At 58.5% G+C, this 17,906-nt stretch carries 15 protein-coding genes; 10 read left to right on the forward strand and 5 right to left on the reverse strand.

The window, feature by feature from the left end:
* The first annotated feature begins 4 nt into the window (after nucleotides 1-4).
* Nucleotides 5-1,228 (forward strand): NADH:ubiquinone reductase (Na(+)-transporting) subunit F, encoded by a 1,224-nt coding sequence (gene nqrF / locus GOW98_RS06960; protein ID WP_170330347.1) that lies wholly within the window; start codon nucleotides 5-7, stop codon nucleotides 1,226-1,228.
* 36 nt (nucleotides 1,229-1,264) lie between these two features.
* Here nqrF and tviB read toward each other — a convergent pair whose 3' ends face one another.
* Together tviB and GOW98_RS06970 are read right to left on the reverse strand one after the other, a co-directional pair.
* Complete coding sequence (gene tviB / locus GOW98_RS06965) at nucleotides 1,265-2,548, reverse strand: Vi polysaccharide biosynthesis UDP-N-acetylglucosamine C-6 dehydrogenase TviB (protein WP_170330349.1); 1,284 nt, start codon at nucleotides 2,546-2,548, stop codon at nucleotides 1,265-1,267.
* A gap of 292 nt (nucleotides 2,549-2,840) precedes the next feature.
* Nucleotides 2,841-3,365, reverse strand: coding sequence for a CBS domain-containing protein (locus tag GOW98_RS06970; RefSeq protein ID WP_170330351.1), 525 nt, complete (start codon nucleotides 3,363-3,365; stop codon nucleotides 2,841-2,843).
* Between the two features lie 151 nt (nucleotides 3,366-3,516).
* On the opposite strand from GOW98_RS06970, the gene GOW98_RS06975 reads away from it, so the two are divergent.
* The 7 genes from GOW98_RS06975 to GOW98_RS07005 all read left to right on the forward strand — a co-directional run bounded on the left by GOW98_RS06975 (nucleotide 3,517) and on the right by GOW98_RS07005 (nucleotide 10,855).
* A complete protein-coding gene (locus GOW98_RS06975) occupies nucleotides 3,517-3,675 on the forward strand; it encodes a hypothetical protein (protein WP_254437949.1) in 159 nt (52 codons plus the stop codon).
* Nucleotides 3,676-3,738: 63 nt separating this feature from the next.
* The gene (locus GOW98_RS06980; RefSeq protein ID WP_170330355.1) at nucleotides 3,739-4,764 is read left to right on the forward strand and encodes an FAD:protein FMN transferase; all 1,026 of its coding nucleotides are present in this window, start codon (nucleotides 3,739-3,741) and stop codon (nucleotides 4,762-4,764) included.
* A 15-nt stretch (nucleotides 4,765-4,779) separates the two neighbouring features.
* Nucleotides 4,780-5,022 carry a (Na+)-NQR maturation NqrM gene (gene nqrM, locus GOW98_RS06985; RefSeq protein WP_170330357.1) on the forward strand — a complete coding sequence of 81 codons (243 nt, stop codon included), beginning with the start codon at nucleotides 4,780-4,782 and terminating at the stop codon, nucleotides 5,020-5,022.
* Between the two features lie 64 nt (nucleotides 5,023-5,086).
* The gene (locus GOW98_RS06990; RefSeq protein WP_170330359.1) at nucleotides 5,087-6,775 is read left to right on the forward strand and encodes a sulfatase-like hydrolase/transferase; all 1,689 of its coding nucleotides are present in this window, start codon (nucleotides 5,087-5,089) and stop codon (nucleotides 6,773-6,775) included.
* An 88-nt stretch (nucleotides 6,776-6,863) separates the two neighbouring features.
* Entirely contained in the window at nucleotides 6,864-8,381 is a 1,518-nt protein-coding gene (gpmI, locus tag GOW98_RS06995; protein ID WP_170330361.1) for a 2,3-bisphosphoglycerate-independent phosphoglycerate mutase, read from the forward strand.
* Nucleotides 8,378-9,508 carry a murein hydrolase activator EnvC family protein gene (locus GOW98_RS07000; RefSeq protein ID WP_170330363.1) on the forward strand — a complete coding sequence of 377 codons (1,131 nt, stop codon included), beginning with the start codon at nucleotides 8,378-8,380 and terminating at the stop codon, nucleotides 9,506-9,508. The genes gpmI and GOW98_RS07000 overlap by 4 nt, the downstream gene beginning before the upstream one ends.
* Nucleotides 9,509-9,514: 6 nt before the next feature.
* Nucleotides 9,515-10,855, forward strand: a complete 1,341-nt coding sequence (locus GOW98_RS07005; protein ID WP_170330365.1) for a S41 family peptidase — start codon at nucleotides 9,515-9,517, stop codon at nucleotides 10,853-10,855.
* A 47-nt stretch (nucleotides 10,856-10,902) separates the two neighbouring features.
* Here GOW98_RS07005 and GOW98_RS07010 read toward each other — a convergent pair whose 3' ends face one another.
* The 3 genes from GOW98_RS07010 to GOW98_RS07020 are packed head-to-tail and all read right to left on the reverse strand — an operon-like array spanning nucleotide 10,903 to nucleotide 13,640.
* Nucleotides 10,903-12,456, reverse strand: coding sequence for an MFS transporter (locus tag GOW98_RS07010; RefSeq protein ID WP_367646820.1), 1,554 nt, complete (start codon nucleotides 12,454-12,456; stop codon nucleotides 10,903-10,905).
* A 51-nt stretch (nucleotides 12,457-12,507) separates the two neighbouring features.
* Entirely contained in the window at nucleotides 12,508-12,867 is a 360-nt protein-coding gene (locus GOW98_RS07015) for a hypothetical protein (protein ID WP_170330367.1), read from the reverse strand.
* A gap of 11 nt (nucleotides 12,868-12,878) precedes the next feature.
* Nucleotides 12,879-13,640: a DUF6478 family protein gene (locus GOW98_RS07020; RefSeq protein ID WP_170330369.1), complete on the reverse strand. Its 762-nt coding sequence runs from the start codon at nucleotides 13,638-13,640 to the stop codon at nucleotides 12,879-12,881.
* A 243-nt stretch (nucleotides 13,641-13,883) separates the two neighbouring features.
* Between GOW98_RS07020 and GOW98_RS07025 the strand changes: the two genes are divergently transcribed.
* Entirely contained in the window at nucleotides 13,884-16,991 is a 3,108-nt protein-coding gene (locus tag GOW98_RS07025; RefSeq protein ID WP_170330371.1) for an ABC transporter transmembrane domain-containing protein, read from the forward strand.
* Nucleotides 16,984-17,874 (forward strand): CPBP family intramembrane glutamic endopeptidase, encoded by an 891-nt coding sequence (locus GOW98_RS07030; RefSeq protein ID WP_170330373.1) that lies wholly within the window; start codon nucleotides 16,984-16,986, stop codon nucleotides 17,872-17,874. Before GOW98_RS07025 ends, GOW98_RS07030 begins: the two co-directional genes overlap by 8 nt.
* Nucleotides 17,875-17,906 lie beyond the last annotated feature (32 nt).

Below are 17,906 nucleotides of genomic sequence, written 5' to 3' on the forward strand. Positions count from 1 at the left end.
GCCCATGGAAACGTTTAGCCTTGGCGTAGTCCTTTTCACGCTGATCGTCATTGCATTGGTGGCCATCATTCTGGCGGCACGCTCGAAACTGGTATCGACCGGTGACGTGAACATTACCATCAATGGTGAGAAAACCATCTCGGTGCCTGCGGGCGGCAAGCTACTGCAGACACTGGCGGCTGAGAAACTGTTCGTTCCGTCCGCGTGCGGTGGCGGCGGCACCTGCGCGCAATGCCGGGTGAAGGTGCATTCGGGCGGCGGGTCGATCCTGCCAACCGAAGAAAGCCACATCACCAAGCGAGAAGCCGCATGCGGCGACCGTCTGTCCTGTCAGGTCGCGGTCAAGCAGGACATGGATATCGAAGTTCCCGAAGAGGTCTTCGGCGTCAAGAAGTGGGAATGCACCGTTCGCTCGAACGAGAACGTTGCAACCTTTATCAAGGCGCTGACACTGGACCTGCCCGAGGGCGAGGATGTGAACTTCCGCGCCGGTGGCTATATCCAGATCGAAGCCCCTGCACACGCGTTGAAATACACGGATTTCGACGTGGAAGAGGAATACCGCGAAGATTGGGACCGCTTCAATCTTTGGCAGTACGAGTCCGTTGTGAACGAACCGATCGAGCGGGCCTATTCGATGGCCAACTATCCGGACGAAAAGGGCATGATCATGCTGAACGTCCGGGTTGCCTCGCCGCCTCCTGGCTCAGAAGGCATCCCTCCGGGGCAGATGTCATCGTACATCTTCAACCTGAAACCGGGCGACAAAGTTACAATTTCGGGCCCGTTTGGTGAGTTCTTCGCCCGCGAGACAGAGAAAGAGATGGTCTTCATCGGTGGTGGTGCCGGTATGGCGCCGATGCGCAGCCACATCTTCGACCAGCTCAAGCGTCTTGAGAACCGCAACCGCAAGATCAGCTTCTGGTACGGTGCGCGTTCGAAGAAAGAGATGTTCTTTGTCGAAGACTTCGACACGCTGGCCGAGGAATTTGACAATTTCGAATGGCACGTGGCCCTGTCGGACGCGCAGCCCGAGGACGATTGGAAAGGCTACACCGGCTTCATCCACAACGTTCTGTTCGAAGAATACCTCAAGAACCATCCCGCGCCCGAGGATTGCGAGTTCTACATGTGTGGTCCGCCGATCATGAACCAGTCGGTCATCAACATGCTGCTGGATCTGGGCGTGGACCGCGAAGACATCATGCTCGACGATTTCGGTGGGTAAGAAACGAAAAACCGGCGCCTGATGCGCCGGTTTTTTTTACAGGCGCAGGTCGCTGGCCTTTTTTGGAAGGCAGGATTTGACGTCGAACACAACGCTCTGATCCTTGCCATAGGCACGCACCTGCGCGGGATCTAGGTCCAGAAACTCTCTATGAGCCACTGCCAGCACCACGCCGTCGTAGGTGGCGTTCTGGGGGCCTTCGATCAGTGAGATCCCATATTCGGCTTGAGCTGCGCGTGGATCGGCGTGAGGGTCATAGACGTCCACGGTAACGCCGTAATCCCGCAGTTCTTCGATAATATCGACGACTCGCGTATTGCGCAGGTCGGGGCAATTTTCCTTGAAGGTTAACCCCATCACCAGAACCCGCGCCGCGCCTACATTGATCCCGTCGCGCATCATCCGCTTGACCAGTTGCGAGACGACATATTCACCCATGCTGTCATTCAGCCTTCGCCCGGCCAGAATGATCTGCGGATGATGGCCAACCGCCTCGGCCTTGTGGGTCAGGTAATAGGGGTCGACACCGATGCAGTGACCCCCGACCAGACCGGGTCGGAAGGGCAGGAAGTTCCATTTGGTGCTTGCGGCGCGCAAAACGGCATCCGTGTCGATATCCATGCGGCCAAAGATCATCGCCAGCTCATTGACCAGCGCAATGTTCAGGTCACGCTGGGTGTTTTCGATCACCTTCGCTGCCTCGGCCACGCGGATGCTTTCGGCTTTGTGAGTGCCCGCCGCAATGATCCGGGCATAAAGCGCATCTACCAGATCGGCCACTTCGGGAGTGGAGCCGGACGTGACTTTGCAGATATTCGAAATCCTGTGAGTCTTGTCGCCGGGATTGATCCGTTCCGGGCTGTAACCCGCAAAGAAATCACGGTTGAAGGTCAGCCCCGAAGCGCGCTCCAGAACTGGCACGCAGTCTTCCTCGGTAGCGCCGGGATAGACGGTGGATTCATAGATCACCAGATCACCCGGCTTGAGCAAGCCACCGACCATTTCCGATGCGCTAAGCAACGGGGACAGGTCAGGCTGCTTGCCTTCGGTGATAGGAGTGGGGACTGTCACGATGTAGGTATCGCAGGCCGCCAGGTCGGTCATTTCTGTGGTGAAAACCAAACCGGACGCGGCAGCCAGATCTTCCGGTTCGACCTCTTGCGTTGCATCCATCCCCGCACGCAGAGCCTCAATCCGTCCCGGGTTAATATCGTAGCCCACAACCGGGCCTATCTTGCCGAAGGCCACAGCCAGCGGCAGGCCGACATACCCAAGGCCAATAACAGCGATCCGACGGGAATTTGGGTTGGCGTCAAGCATCAAAGACCCCTAGGTCGCCTAATGTGGGAACTGAGAAACAAATAGAGGAGGCACGCGATCCCGACTTCGATCTGGCACGCAGCCAGATGTTTCCTGAATGCAGGTTCACGTCGCCAGAACCGCGATCGTGAAACCCCTCTGAAAACGGAAGCTTTGCCAGAAGGGGGGTGAAAAATCCCCCAGAGCCTGTGACCAGAAACCGTTTCATGTAACCCTCGACCTTAGCGCAGACTTTGACGCATCAGGGATACTGTCGCAGCGGCAAGGTCAAGGGGATTCTGGGGTGAAACGCCTAGCCGACGATCATCTGCTTCATACGAAGCGCTTCATATTCCAGCTCTTCAAGGCGGAAATGCACGACGTCGCCGATGGTGATGACACCGACCAGATTCCCGTCACGCAGAACCGGCATGTGGCGGAAGCGGCCTTCGGTCATGGTTTTCAGAACATCGTTCAGATAGTCATCCGGCGAGCAGGTCTTTACCTCGCGCGTCATCAGATCTTCGACCGCTTGCGGCAGGGTCTGGCCGGGTGTGTCGGCCATGCGCCGTACGATGTCACGCTCGGACAGGATGCCCTGCAGCGCGCCGTTCTGGTCGGTCACCAGCACCGCACCGATCCGCTTTTCCTTCAGCGTGTTGACGACAGAATGGATCGTCTCGTTCGGGCGCACCGAAAACACCGCATCCCCTTTACCTTCCAGCAACTTGGCCACGGTTGTCTGCGAGTGCGACAGGTTCGAGTCCGTCGATTGGCTGTACGTGGACTTGTCTGCCTTGTCGCCACGCGATGGCGATTGGTAAGAGGTTGGGGCCATGGGCAATCTCCTTCATGGTTCTTGCAAAGTCTTTCCCTTTCACCTTAGCGCAGCTAAACGACCTGTATAGGGTGCATTTTCGCTGATCGGCGGAATCTCCCGACTGCAGAGGAACCTTAAGCCTTTGAACGAGCTGTATCTTACCCCGCCCGTGGCCGCGTTGATTTTCTTTGCGGTGGTCGTATGCGGCCATAATTTCCGCAAGACGTGGAAACAAAAGGCTCCGGGCTGGCAGAAACGAGCCTGGCTGTTCGGAGTGCCCGCAGGGGTTGGCCTTTTGATGCTGGGCTTTTTGCCGCTGAAACTGTGACCGGTTTGACTCCGGCAAGGGTGGCTGGCATATGCCGGGCACTGAATTTTCGGAGACCACCCCATGCGTCTTGTGCCTGTACTGGCCTTTGCCACACTTCTGTCCGGCTGCCTGTTCGACAAGGAGCCCGAAGTGGTCCGCCTGTCGGGCGAAACGATGGGCACAACGTTCAATATCACCGCGATTGGTGAAAATCTGGACGAGGACGCTTTGGCCAGCGCGGTCCAAGAAACCTTGGCCGAAGTCAACGCCAAGATGTCGAACTGGGATCCGAATTCCGAGGTCTCGACCTTTTCCGCCGCAACCGGCACAGACCCCATGTCCGTATCCGCCGAATTCGCGCAGGTGATAACGGCGGCGAATGAGGTGCATGAGAAATCCGGGGGTATCTTCGACGTCACCCTGGGCCCGCTGATTGAGCTGTGGGGCTTTGGTCCGCGCACGCCGGAAGACCCGGTGCCTTCGGATGCCGAAATTGAGGCCGCGCTGAGCGGTGTCGGCCAAAACCGCTTGCTGACTCTGGACGTTAAGGCGGGCACGCTGGCGAAGTCTGAACCCGGCGTGGGCATCAACCTGTCCGCCATCGCCAAGGGTTATGGCATCGACGCCGTCGCCGAGAGGCTGCGTGAGGCGGGGATCGAAGATTATCTGGTCGAGATCGGCGGCGATCTGGTTACCAAGGGTCAGAACGACAAGGGCGAAATCTGGCGCATCGGCATCGAAAAGCCGCAGGCCGTTGCACAGACCCCGCAACTGATCGTATCGGTGGGCGATCTGGGCATGGCCAGTTCCGGCGATTACAAGAATTTCTTCGAACAGGACGGTGTGCGCTATTCGCATATCATTGACCCGACTACGGGCCGTCCGATCACGCACCGGACCACCTCGGTCACCGTTCTGGCCGAAAACGCGATGATGGCGGATGCCTGGGCCACCGCAATGCTGGCGCTGGGGCAGGAAAAGGGCCTTGAGCTGGCCGAAAAGCATGAACTTGCCGTGTATTTCATCTCGCGGGATGTGACAGGCGGCGAAGAAGCCTATATCACCGTACACAGCTCCGCATTCAAAGACGCGATTGGCACCAACTAACCGGTAGGACCCACGATGAGCACTTTTATTCTGGCCTTCATTCTGCTGACCCTCGTCGTGGTGGGCATGTCGTTGGGCGTGATGCTGATGGGTAAAACCATCAAGGGCAGCTGCGGCGGTCTGAACGCGATCTCGGGTGCCGACAAATGCGTGGTCTGCCAGAAAGACGTCGATCCGAACTCGCCGCTGCGCGACAAGCTGCAGTGCAAGCGCGCCAAAAAGATGCTGGAACAGATGGAACGGCAGGTCGAAGCCTAAATTACGCTTCGCCCCGGGCTGAGAATTGGCTAACTAAGTCCCTGACTATCGGGGAGGCACAGCCATGGCCAAAGCCAAGAACATCCTGTTCATCATGTTCGACCAGTTGCGCTGGGACTATTTGAGTTGCTACGGCCACCCGCATCTGCACACCCCCAATATTGACCGTCTGGCCGCTCGTGGCGTGCGGTTCGACCGGGCCTATATCCAATCCCCGATCTGCGGCAGTTCGCGCATGTCCACCTATACCGGGCGTTACGTGCACTCGCACGGGGCCTCGTGGAACGGCATCCCGCTGAAGGTGGGTGAAATCACCATGGGCGACCATCTGCGCAAGGCGGGCATGGACTGCTGGCTGGTTGGCAAAACCCATATGAAAGCAGATGCCGAAGGGATGGCGCGGCTTGGTCTGGAGCCCGACAGTCTAATCGGCGCCCGCGTGGCGGAGTGCGGGTTCGATGTCTATGAGCGCGACGACGGGATGCGCCCCGAAGGCCCGGATGGGTTCTATGACCCGAACGGGGCGGGGAAATACAACGAGTACCTGACCGACAAAGGCTATGAGAGCGACAACCCGTGGCACGACTTTGCCAATTCCGGTCTGGATGCGGATGGCAACGTGTTGTCGGGCTGGTTCCTGAAAAACTCGACCGAGGCGGCGAATATCGCCGAAGAGGACAGCGAAACCCCCTATCTGACCGGGCGCGGCATCGAGTTCATGGAAAGCCATGACGCCCCGTGGTGCTGTCACCTGAGCTTTATCAAGCCGCACTGGCCATACATTGTGCCTGAACCCTATGCCTCAATGTACGGTCCCGAGCATGTGCTGTCAGTGGTCCGGTCCGAGGCCGAGCATCAGAATGCCCATCCGGTGCTGCGCGCCTTCATGGACACGAAAATCGGCCAGACCTTCTCGCGTCAAGACGTGCGCGAGGCGGTGATCCCCGCCTATATGGGACTGATCAAACAAGCAGATGATCAGATGGGCCGTCTGTTTGACTGGATGGAGAAAACCGGTCGGATGGAGGATACGATGATCGTGCTGACCTCGGATCACGGCGACTTTCTGGGCGATCACTGGATGGGAGAGAAGACGTTCTTCCACGATGCCTCGACCAAGATGCCCTTGATTATTTACGACCCGTCACCCGAGGCCGACGCGACGCGCGGCACCGTCAGCAACGCCCTGGTCGAGTCCATCGACCTTGCCCCGACCTTTGTCGATGTGGCTGGCGGCGATGTTGCGCCACATATCCTTGAAGGGCATTCGCTGCTGCCGATCCTGCATGGGCAGCAGGATGAAACGCCGCGCAATGTGGTGATCTGCGAATACGATTACTCCGCCTCACCCATTGCCGACATGCTGAATGCATCGGTTCGCGATGCGGTGATGTTCATGGTCGCCAACAAGAAATGGAAACTGATTCATTGCGAAGGTGGCCACCGGCCCATCCTGTTCGATCTGGAAAACGACCCGGACGAACTGACCGATCTGAGCGGCAGTGCCGACCACGCCGAGGCCATCGCTGAGATGTACGACCACCTCTTTGCCTGGACCCGCCGCCCGTCCCAGCGGACCACGCGGTCGGAACAGCAACTGATCGAGATGCGCACAAAAAGCCGGGGCAGGGGGGTTGTCCTGGGGATATATGACGAAAACGAGGCCCCGCTGGACCTGACCGTCAAATACCGCGGGCGAAAAGCCCGACCTTTTGCCGAATATATCAGCGGGGACAAACCGCAACGGGATTAATTCTGACCGGTGCAGGCCAAAAGGCGGTTCACCCTAGGCAGGTCAGGCGATACAAGACGGACCAAGAGCAGAAATCCGGAGAACCGAAATGACCGCCCCCAAACCCGTTGTCCTGTGCATTCTTGATGGTTGGGGCCTGTCCGAGGACACCAAAGCCAACGCGCCTTACTTGGCCAACACGCCCACCTTCGACGCGATAATGGGCAACGGTCCCCACGCGACTCTGATTACGCACGGGCCGGATGTGGGTCTGCCCAGCGGTCAGATGGGCAATTCCGAGGTTGGTCACACCAATATCGGCGCTGGCCGCGTCGTGGCGATGGATCTGGGACAGATTGATCTGGCGATTGAGGACTGCTCGTTCTTCGACAACGACGCCCTGCAGGATTTCATTGCTAAGGTGAAGGCCTCGGGCGGCACCGCGCATATGATGGGTCTGGTGTCGGATGGCGGGGTTCATGGACATCTGAACCACATCGTTGCCGCCGCCAAGGCGATCACCGACGCGGGCGTTCCGGTCGCACTGCACGCAATCACCGATGGCCGCGACGTGGCGCCGAAATCCGCCTTTACCTATATCGCCGAGTTGGAAGACCGCCTGCCCGCAGGCGCGCGCATTGTCACCGTCAGCGGGCGCTATTTCACGATGGACCGCGACAATCGCTGGGAACGCGTCAGCGAGGCCTATGAAGCGATGATCAAAGGGCAAGGCCGGACAGCCGCCACCGCGCATGGCGCAATTGACCATGCCTACAACCAGTCGGAAACCGATGAGTTCATCGTGCCCACGGTTTTGGATGGCTTTGGCGGGGTGAAAGACGGAGACGGATTCTTCTGTCTCAACTTCCGCGCCGACCGCGCCCGCGAAATTCTGCGCGCGATTGGTGAACCCGGCTTTGCCGATTTCGATACCGGCCGGCGCCCACAACTGTCGGCTCTACTGGGGATGGTCGAATACTCGGATGGTCACAACGCCTATATGAACACCGTTTTCCCCAAGCGGGACATAGTGAACACATTGGGCGAATGGGTCGCCAAGAAGGGTCTGCGTCAGTTCCGTCTGGCCGAGACTGAGAAATACCCGCATGTCACATTCTTCCTCAACGGCGGCAAGGAAACGCCCGAGGTAGGAGAGGACCGCTTCATGCCGAAATCCCCCAAAGTGGCGACTTATGATCTGCAGCCCGAAATGTCCTCGGCCGAGGTGACCGTGAAGTTCGTCGAGGCGATTGAGGCCGGGTATGACCTGATCGTCACCAACTATGCCAACCCGGACATGGTTGGCCATACCGGCGATCTGCAAGCGGCGATCAAGGCTTGTGAGGCTGTGGATCAGGGTTTGGCTCAGGTAGTTGACGCATTGAAAAAGGCCGGGGGCGCGATGATCATCACTGCCGACCACGGCAATTGCGAGATGATGGTTGATCCGAAAACCGGCGGGCCGCACACGGCGCACACACTGAACCCAGTCCCCGTGGCGCTGGTAGGCGGACCTGAGGGTGCTACGCTGCGCAACGGGCGTTTGTCCGATCTAGCGCCAACCCTGTTGCAGTTGATGGAGTTGGAACAACCGCCGGAAATGACCGGGAAGAGCCTGCTGTCATGACCATGCGCGCGCTTTTTCTGGCGCTGCTGTTTGCAACACCTGTCCACGCGCAGTCAGACCCGGCCACAGCGGCGCTGAATGCGGCGCAGATGCTCGAGGACGCTTCCGTCGCCCTGACTGAGGCCGACAGCGCCCGCGACCGAGTGCGTGCCTTGACCGAGACCATTCAGGCCTATGAAGCTGGGTTGGCCGCCATGCGTGATGGCCTGCGCCGTGCCGCCACGCGCGAGGCGCAGCTGACCGCAGAATTGCACAGTCGCGAAGAGGAAATCGCGCAGTTGCTGGGCGTATTGCAAACTATTGAGACGACGGCTCCGCCAGTTCTGATGCTGCACCCTTCGGGACCGTTGGGGTCGGCACGGGCAGGTATGATGTTGTCCGAAGTTACACCGGGCCTCAACGCCCGTGCGCAAGGCCTGGCCTATGATCTGCAAGAGGTTCGGACTCTGCAGCAGCTACAACAAAGTGCATCGGAAACCCTGACGGAAGGCCTGTCCGGCGTTCAGACGGCTCGTACGCAGTTGAGCACTGCCATCGCCGACCGCACAGACCTGCCAAGCCGATTTGTCGAAGACCCCGTTAGAACTGCGATCCTGATCTCATCTACGGAAACGCTGGAAGGGTTTGCCAGTGGTTTGTCGGAGATCGCCGAAGGAGAGATCACTGAAACCAACGCCGATATTTCCGATCACAAGGGCGAGATCGAATTACCTGTGCAGGGCGTGCTTTTGCACGGCGCCGGAGAGACGGATGCAGCCGGTGTCAAACGCCCCGGTGTGGTTCTGGCGACCCGACCCCGCGCTATTGTTACATCGCCGACAGCGGCCACTATCCGCTATCGCGGCCCTCTGCTTGACCTCGGAAATCTGGTAATATTGGAACCTCAACCCGGACTTTTGTTCGTATTTTCGGGCTTGCAAGAGGTTTATGGCAACACCGGACAGGTGATTTCCAAGGGAACGCCAGTGGGCTTGATGCCAGGTGAAACGCCTGGAATCGGCGCTATTTTGTCAACAAGCGGTGATGGCACTGGAACTGACCGGTCAGAAACGCTCTATATAGAGGTAAGACAGGATAACAGCCCCGTGGACCCGGAGTCGTGGTTTCGGACCAGCAAGGATGGATGAACACGTATGAAGAAATTTGTGATGGCCGGTCTGGCCGGAACCGTGGCAGGCATAATCGCAACCACACAAATCGCAGGCCCTCTGCTGGCGCAGGAGGCCGAGAGCAAGGCCAGTGTCTATGAGCAACTGGACCTGTTTGGCGACATCTTCGAACGCATTCGCGCGCAATATGTTGAAGAAGTTGAGCCCGAAGAGCTGATCGAAGCCGCCATTGACGGGATGTTGACCTCGCTGGATCCGCATTCCAGCTATTTGTCGCCAGACGATGCCGAACAGATGCGGGTCCAGACCCGCGGTGAGTTTGGCGGGTTAGGCATCGAGGTCACACAAGAGGATGGCTTTGTCAAAGTCGTCTCTCCTATCGATGACACGCCAGCGGATGAAGCGGGTATTGAGGCTGGTGATTTTATCACCCACGTGGATGGCGAAAGCATTCTGGGCCTGACGCTGGACAAGGCCGTGGATTTGATGCGCGGTCCTGTCGGTTCAGAAATCGTGATCACTGTCGTGCGCGAGGGTGAGGCAGACCCGTTTGATGTCACCATCATCCGTGACACAATCAAACTGACCGCTGTTCGCGCCCGCACCGAAGGGACTAGCGTTGTGCTGCGTGTGACTACCTTCAACGATCAGACCTTTCCGAACCTTGAGGAAGGTTTGAACGAACAGATCGAAGAAGCTGGTGGCATCGACAAGATCAACGGCTTTGTTCTGGACCTGCGCAACAACCCCGGTGGTTTGCTGACGCAGGCGATCAAAGTCTCGGATGCGTTTCTAAACGAAGGTGAGATTGTATCGACTCGTGGTCGTGATCTGGGCGAAGGCGAACGTTTCAACGCGACACCCGGCGATCTGGCCGAAGGCAAGCCGATCGTGGTTCTGATCAATAGCGGTTCGGCCTCGGCATCCGAGATTGTAGCCGGTGCGCTGCAGGATCACCGCCGCGCCATCGTGGTCGGCACCAAGAGCTTTGGAAAAGGTTCGGTCCAGACCGTCATGCCGCTGCGCGGCGACGGTGCGATGCGCTTGACTACATCGCGCTACTACACACCGTCGGGCCGCTCGATTCAGGCGCTTGGTGTCAGTCCTGACATCATCGTCGAACAACCGCGCCCCACTCCGAACACGGACGAGGAGGAGTCTGATCGTCCTTCGCGTTCCGAGGCCGATCTGCGCGGCAGCCTGAACAATGACAGCCTCAGCGAGGATGAAATCCGCCAGATTGAGGAAGACCGCGCCCGCGCCGAAGCCACTGCTGAGTTGCGGGAGCAGGATTATCAATTGGCCTATGCCATCGACATCCTAAAGGGTCTGTCGGCTTTCAACCCGAACGGGCCGTCTCAGTAACAAAAAAGGGCCGCCTGATCCGGCGGCCCTTTTTCCTTGCAGGTGTGTCAGCTTTCCACCTTATGCAGCTTTTCCTCATCCAGCATCATCGCTAGCAAGACCCCAACCGAAACGGACAGGGTTGCGAAGATGAAGGCCGTGTTCATTCCAGTGTCAAAAGCAGCGGCGATGGCTGATTTGACCTTTTCGGCCTCGGCGTTACTCAGTTTCTCCATAACGGCTTTCGCGGAAGATGTGGTCAATGTACTCCCATTGATCGCGCGCTGACCGGCTTCGGAAATGTCGATCCCGGCGGCTGTCAGTTGGTCACCCAAACTGCGCAAGCTGACAAGGTACATGATCGCCGTGGCGCAGGCGACCGAGATGGCACCATAGACCAGATGGGTCATGAAACTCAGCCCGCCAACCAGCCCCGCCCGTTCCGGTTTTACGGCACAGACGGCGGCGGTTCCGGATGGCCCGACCGTCAGAGTAGCCCCAAGCCCGATCATGGCCATGCCGGGCAGGATCTGGAAATAACCGAAGTTGCTGGGCATTATGACAACGCTGGCTGCACCAACTGTGGCGCAGAGATAGCCCCAGAATAACAGCCGCTTGGGACCGAAATCGTTATAAAGTTTGCCGGACACGATGGACCCCACGGCCAGCAGAATGGTCAGAGGTGCCAATCCAAAAGCCGATTGCAGCGTCGACCACCCCAGAACCTTTTGCATGTATTGCGGAAAATACATCAGCCCGACGAACGCGGCTGACACGTTGAACATGTTCAGCCCCAAGGTGATGCGAAATTCGCGGTTGGCCATCATTTGCGGAAGCAACAGCGGCTCTTTCACACGCTTTTCCACCTGCGGGAACAGAACGAACAACACTGCGCTGACAAAAAACAGCATCAGAAGCGGGGCCGAAGTCCAGCCCCAGTCCGCGCCGACATCCAGCCCGTAGAGCAGCAGCAAAACGGCAAAGGACAGCACGGCCATCCCGGCAAAGTCGATATGCTCTCCCTGCTTGTGTTGGGTTTCACGTTGCATCAGCAGCAGGGCGGTCACCATCGAAATGGTCGAAAACACCACGTTTGCTAGGAAAAACAGCCTCCAATCCCCAAAGTTCACCGCCGCTCCACTGATCAAAGGCCCAAAGACGTTGCCGCATGTCACGCCTGCAAGGATCAGCCCCATGATCATGGCCCGGTGTTCCGGGTGCGAGACTTTAGTTGCCCCGAACGCAAGCGTGCAAGGCCATACACACCCAGCCCCGATCCCTTGCAGGGCACGGGCAACAATCAAGAAATCCAGACTGGGCGAGACAAAGCACATAACCGACGAGAACAGGAAGATCGACAACCCGATCAACATCATCTTGCGGTGCCCGAACATATCGCCCATGCGCCCCCCAGCGACCATAGTCATGGCGAAGAACAGGGCGTAGATATTCAGAACCCACTGCGTGCTGGTGATATCCGCATCGAAGCTGTTCTCAATGGCCGGAACCAGGATCAATGCGCCGGTAAAGTCGATGCCGATCCCGAACCCCGTGACCATCAACGCAATGACTTTGACGATGCTGCTGCGATCCATGAGCTTGCCCAGGCTGTTGCGGGTCACTCTAGGATGCACGGAATTCCGCTGAAAAGATAGGGACTTGCCCCGGGCGGGCTACTCGGTGACGCTATGCGCCCGGCGAAAGGCGCGTTTCAGCATATCCAGCTCGGCGCGCAAAAGCTCGACCTCGGCCCGCAGATCATCCGCTGCGGGGGTGCCAGCAATGATGGTGAAATCGCCAAGCTTTTCCGAGCTCGCCGCATCTGCGATCACAAAGCAATGGACCCCATCCGACAGCGCGGCTACCGGCACGGGAATCGTCAGGTCCCACCCGCCTTCAGATGCCGAAACTTGCACATCGTCCAGGGTTTCACCCAGATAGCGCACTTCCACCCGTGGCTCGGTGTCAGCCTGAAGATGCCCCTGCCAGATGCCATTTTCGAACCGGATAGGGGTCAATATCAGATGCGTCATGGTAGGCACTTTCACAAATCGGCGCGGTGGTGGCGACAGAAGGTTAGGTCGCGCAGCGTGGCGCGGTTCATTCGGGGATTGTCGAAAATCAGGTCCAGCCAGATCTTCTCGATCCGCGATTCGTTCAGGGGCAGGTGGGCCAGATCGAAGTCCACCGAATTGGATGGGTTGGAAAGGTCCAGTTTGCGCAGCACCTGCTCGGTGTTGGGGCCGTGCTGTATATTAAGGCGCGCGAACATCTCGAGTGGCTGTTCCAACTCAATCTGTACGTCGGTGCGCATCAGATGCTGTTTGGTCAGCCCGTGCGCGGCCTCGGGTGGCAGTTCCACGGACAGGGACAGGAACGAGCCTGAAAATCCGAACACATCGACCGTCAGCCCGAAAGCGGCCAGATCCTTGTCGCTGGAATTTCGGGTCTGTCGCATGCCGATTTCGGCGAGAGGGCAGTCATGAAACAGCGTTACCTGCCGATTCATCTGCGCCCTGCGCGGGGCCGAGGCCACCCCGGGGCGCGACAGTGGCCCGCGCCACAGATCCGGTCGCCAGCACCAGTCCGTGCCCAGCGGTTTTGGAAACTGCATCGATCCCATTCGGGGGCGGGCCAGACGGCCATCGGCTTTGTGGATCAGCATATCCAGTTGCGAGCGCAGCTTGCGGGCTTCGTCACGCTGTTGGCGCAACTGCGGCTCGGGCGCTTCAGCTGCTCCGCGTAACGCTTCGCGCCAACGCGCTATAACCCGGCGGTGAATATAGCGATCCAGAAGTCTGCCCATGGCCCCATCATTCAGAATGTGCCCCTGTTTAGTCAAAGACGGCGCAGGGGTTAAAGGTGAATAAACGATATTGAGGATCAAAACTCTCAAATTCGTGAACGGCCGGGCGGATGGTCAACCCGGTGGCAATCTGTTACCCCGCCGCATTCTTGCAATCGCCGGGACCAGTGCGTACCGTCTGTCACCTGATTGCGTTTGATCAACCCAAAATCGCATTCAAAAGATTTGAGGCACGTCCGGGGCATGGAACCCACTCTGTTCGCATTCATCTGGAAACACTCCAGGAAACAACAGCTTGTCCTACTGTTGTTGACCGTCCTGTCGTTTCCATTCCTCTATGCCTCGCTTGAGCTGCCCAAGCAGATCATCAACGGTGCCATCGGTGCCCCCAGTGACTCGGTCGCAGTGCTGGGATTCACTGTGACTCAGGTGCAGTATCTGATGATCCTGTGCTTTGCCTTTCTGGCCACGGTGATCGCCAGCGGGTTGATGAAGATGCGCATCAACACGATGAAGGGCATTCTGGCCGAACGGATGCTGCGTCGGCTGCGATTCACCCTGATCCACCGAACCATGCGATTCCCGAAATCCTATTTCGCCACCACCAGTCAGGGCGAGCTGGTGTCGATGATCACCTCCGAGGCGGAGCCGATGGGCGGGCTGATGGGCGACGCGATCGCCCAGCCGGTGTTCCAGTTCGGTCAGATGATGACCATCGTCACCTTCCTGTTCATGCAGAGCGTGTGGTTCGGGCTGGCTAGTATCGCACTGATCCCGCTGCAGGCGTGGTTGATCCCAAAACTGCAGCGCCAGATCAACCTGCTGAACAAGGAACGCATTCAGGAGGTGCGCAACCTCAGCTCTGAGATCGGCGAAAGTGCTGCGGGCATAAGTGATCTGCGCACCAATGGCGGCTGGCGTTACAGGCTGGCGCAGTTCAGCCACCGGTTGGGGCTCTTGTTCGAGATCCGTTTCAAGATCTACAACAAGAAATTCTTCATGAAGTTCCTCAACAACCTGATCACGCAGATGACGCCGTTCCTGTTTTACTCGGTCGGCGGCTATCTGGCGATCAAGGGAGAGGTCACGGTTGGTGCACTGGTCGCAGCGCTTGGCGCCTACAAGGATCTCAGCGGCCCGTGGAAAGACCTGTTGACTTACTACAATCAGGTTCAGGATATGTCCCTGCGGTGGGAGGTGGTAACCGAACGCTTTGCGCCCTCGAACATGATCCCGGAAGAGCTGTTCGTGGGCGAGCCAGAGGTGATCCCTCATCTGACCGGCGAAATTGAACTGCGCAATGTGACCGTGCGCGATGATGATGGCAAAACCATTCTGGAAGATATTGACCTGACCATTCCAAAGGGCGCCCGGGTGGCGATCCAGTCCGGCCATGCGTCCGAGCGCAATGCGCTAGCTCAGGTGCTGACCCGAGAAGTCCTGCCGGTTCAGGGCGACGTCATCCTGGCCGGTCACAACCTGAAAGACCTGCATCAGGCGGTAATCGCGGCCCGGATCGGCTATGCTTATTCCCGGCCATACCTGTTCAACGGTACGTTGGGCGACAACCTGTTGATGCCGCTGCGCCCGCATCCGCAACACGAGGCCGACGCGGCACAATCGCCGAACCGGTGGCAGATCGAGGCGGCCCGCGCAGGAAATCCAACGGATTCGCTGACTGACGAGTGGATCGATCCGGAACTGGCCGGGCTGGACGATATCGACGACATCCGGGACTGGTGGTTCAAACTGGTCGAGGCGATGGGAATCGACGAGTTCATGCTGCGGCGCACCCTGCGCACGCGGTTTGACCCGCAACTGCACCCGGTTCTGGCGCAAGGGGTCGTTGACTTGCGTGAAACGGTCTCAGAACGGCTGAGGGAGATGGGATTGGATCGTCATGTCTATCGCTTTGACCCCGAACGCTTTAACCCCGCCGTACCGCTTGGCGGTAACCTGCTGTTCGCCACCCCGGCACGGGATATCACGCCGGACTCACTGGCCAGTGACGCGCGGTTTAGGAACATGTTCGGGATGCATGAGCTGGCCGAAGATGCCATGACCATGGCCAGTGCCGTGCTTGAGACGTTGGATCAGGCCTTTGGGCGCGACGGGACGGATCACCCTCTGTTCCTGCGCTTGGGGATGTCGAAGGACATGTATCACCGTCTGCTCGACATCAAGGATCGCCGCAAGTCCAAAGAAGTCGGAGATATCAGCGAGTCTGAACGCTCGCTGTTGCTAACCATCCCGTTCCTGTTGACGGCCGAGCAGATTGGTCCCGACTTCCCCGAGGAATACAAGGACAAGATCCTATCCATTCGAAAAGACCACGCCGAACGGTTGCGCGGGGCTTTGGACGGCATGTTCGTGCCACTGTCGCCGGACAGTTACCTGCCACGGCTGACTGTAATGGAGAACGCGCTCTATGGCCGGGTCTCGCTGATGGCGGGTGCCCACGCCGAAGAGATTGAGGACGTGGTGGCGCAGGCTGTCAACGAGGCTGGTCTGCGGCGGCGAGCAGCATCGACCATGTTCGACCTGCCCACCGGGTTGGGTGGAAACAACCTGCCGACCGTGTTTCAGGAACGCGCGGCGTTTTCGCGGGCGGGGATCAAACGCCCTGACATTCTGATCCTCGACAAGGCACTGGCCAGCCACGACTCCCAAAGCCGCTTGCGCACGCGCCTGCGGTTGCGGGAACTGCTGCCCGACTCGATCATGATTTTCATGGAGGATCACTTTGCCCACCCCGAGGCCTATGATCTGTTTGTCGAGATTAAGGATGGTCGCATCGACGGTGTCGCGCGAACCCAGGACCGCCACGAAGACGGAGCCTCGGCTGATCTCAGCCGTAAGCTGCAAATTATCGCCTCAACCGAGCTGTTTTCAGGCATCGACGCGCGGAACCAGCGTCTGCTGGCCTTCTCGGCACAGTGGTACGAGGTGGCCGAGGGGCAGATGGTCTTCACCCGAGGACAGGCCCCCGATGCGGCCTATCTGTGTATCAAAGGGCAGGCCAATCTGATCTGGACCGAAGAAGGGGGCGGCAAGCGCACCATATCGGTCATCGAACCCGGTCGCCTGATCGGCGATCTGTCGATCATAACCGGTGATCTGCGCCAACTGGATCTGGAAGCCACCACGGATTGCACCTTCCTGCGCATCGGCGCCGAGGAGTTGCGGGCCGTGATCGAAAGCGACGCCTCGGTTGCGGTTCAACTGTTGCAGACGGTTGCCGGTTATCTGACCACCTTATCGAACAGGCTCAACACAGTGCAGAACACCGCCGATGTCTTCCCGGATTTACCGCAAACCATCGAAGGCGAAAGCACCGGCAACAATGCGTGAACCCGCCGCCTATTCCGCCCATGAACAGCTTGTGGCCGACGCCCGCGCCCGACCCGAGCTTTGGCGCCTGCTGGTCGGTTTGCTTATTGTCGTCGTACTGTACTTGACGCTGAATTCCGTTCTGTTCGCCCTCATCGGCGGTCTGATCCCTCCGGATCAGGCGCAAGGCTTTCTGCGTGGAACCTCAACCTTCGCAACACTGGTTCTGCTGATGAGTTTCGGATTTCTGACGCTGGGCGTCGCTGTTGCAGCGCGACAAATGCAGCGCCGGTCGTTAAGGGCGATTCTAGGGCAGCGCTCCCTGTTCCGACAACAATTCGTTCTCGTAGCGCTGGCCCTGACAGCCTTGGGCGTGGTTATGGCCCTTTTGCCGCCATACGAAATGGGCAAACCGCTGACCCAGAACCTCACCTTGCCCACGTGGTTGCTGCTGCTGCCGGTGTCGGCAACTGCAGTGCTGATTCAGACCAGCGCCGAGGAAGTCCTGTTTCGCGGTTATATCCAGCAATCCCTGGCAGCCAGATTCCGGTCTCCGGTGATATGGATGGGCGTACCTTCCTTATTATTTGCAGCTGGCCACTATGCACCGGGAGTGAGTGGGGATAATGCCTTACTCGTAGCGATCTGGGCCTTTGTCTTCGGCCTGTTAGCCGCCGATCTGACCGCCAGATCCGGGACGCTGGGACCTGCTATTGCCTTGCATTTCCTCAACAATACTGTCGCGTTGCTGTTCATCTCGCTGCCCGACACCCTCAGCGGGCTTGCGCTTTACCTGCTGCCCTATGAGATGACTGAAACCGGGATGCTTCGGCAATGGCTGTTCGTGGATTTCGCGGTGATGATTGTGTGTTGGCTTACTGCGCGTCTTGCGCTCAGGCGTTGATTGCATTTCCTTCCGTTGCGTCTTATTTGACG

The organism is Ruegeria arenilitoris (assembly GCF_013032445.1).
GTDB lineage: Bacteria > Pseudomonadota > Alphaproteobacteria > Rhodobacterales > Rhodobacteraceae > Ruegeria > Ruegeria arenilitoris_F.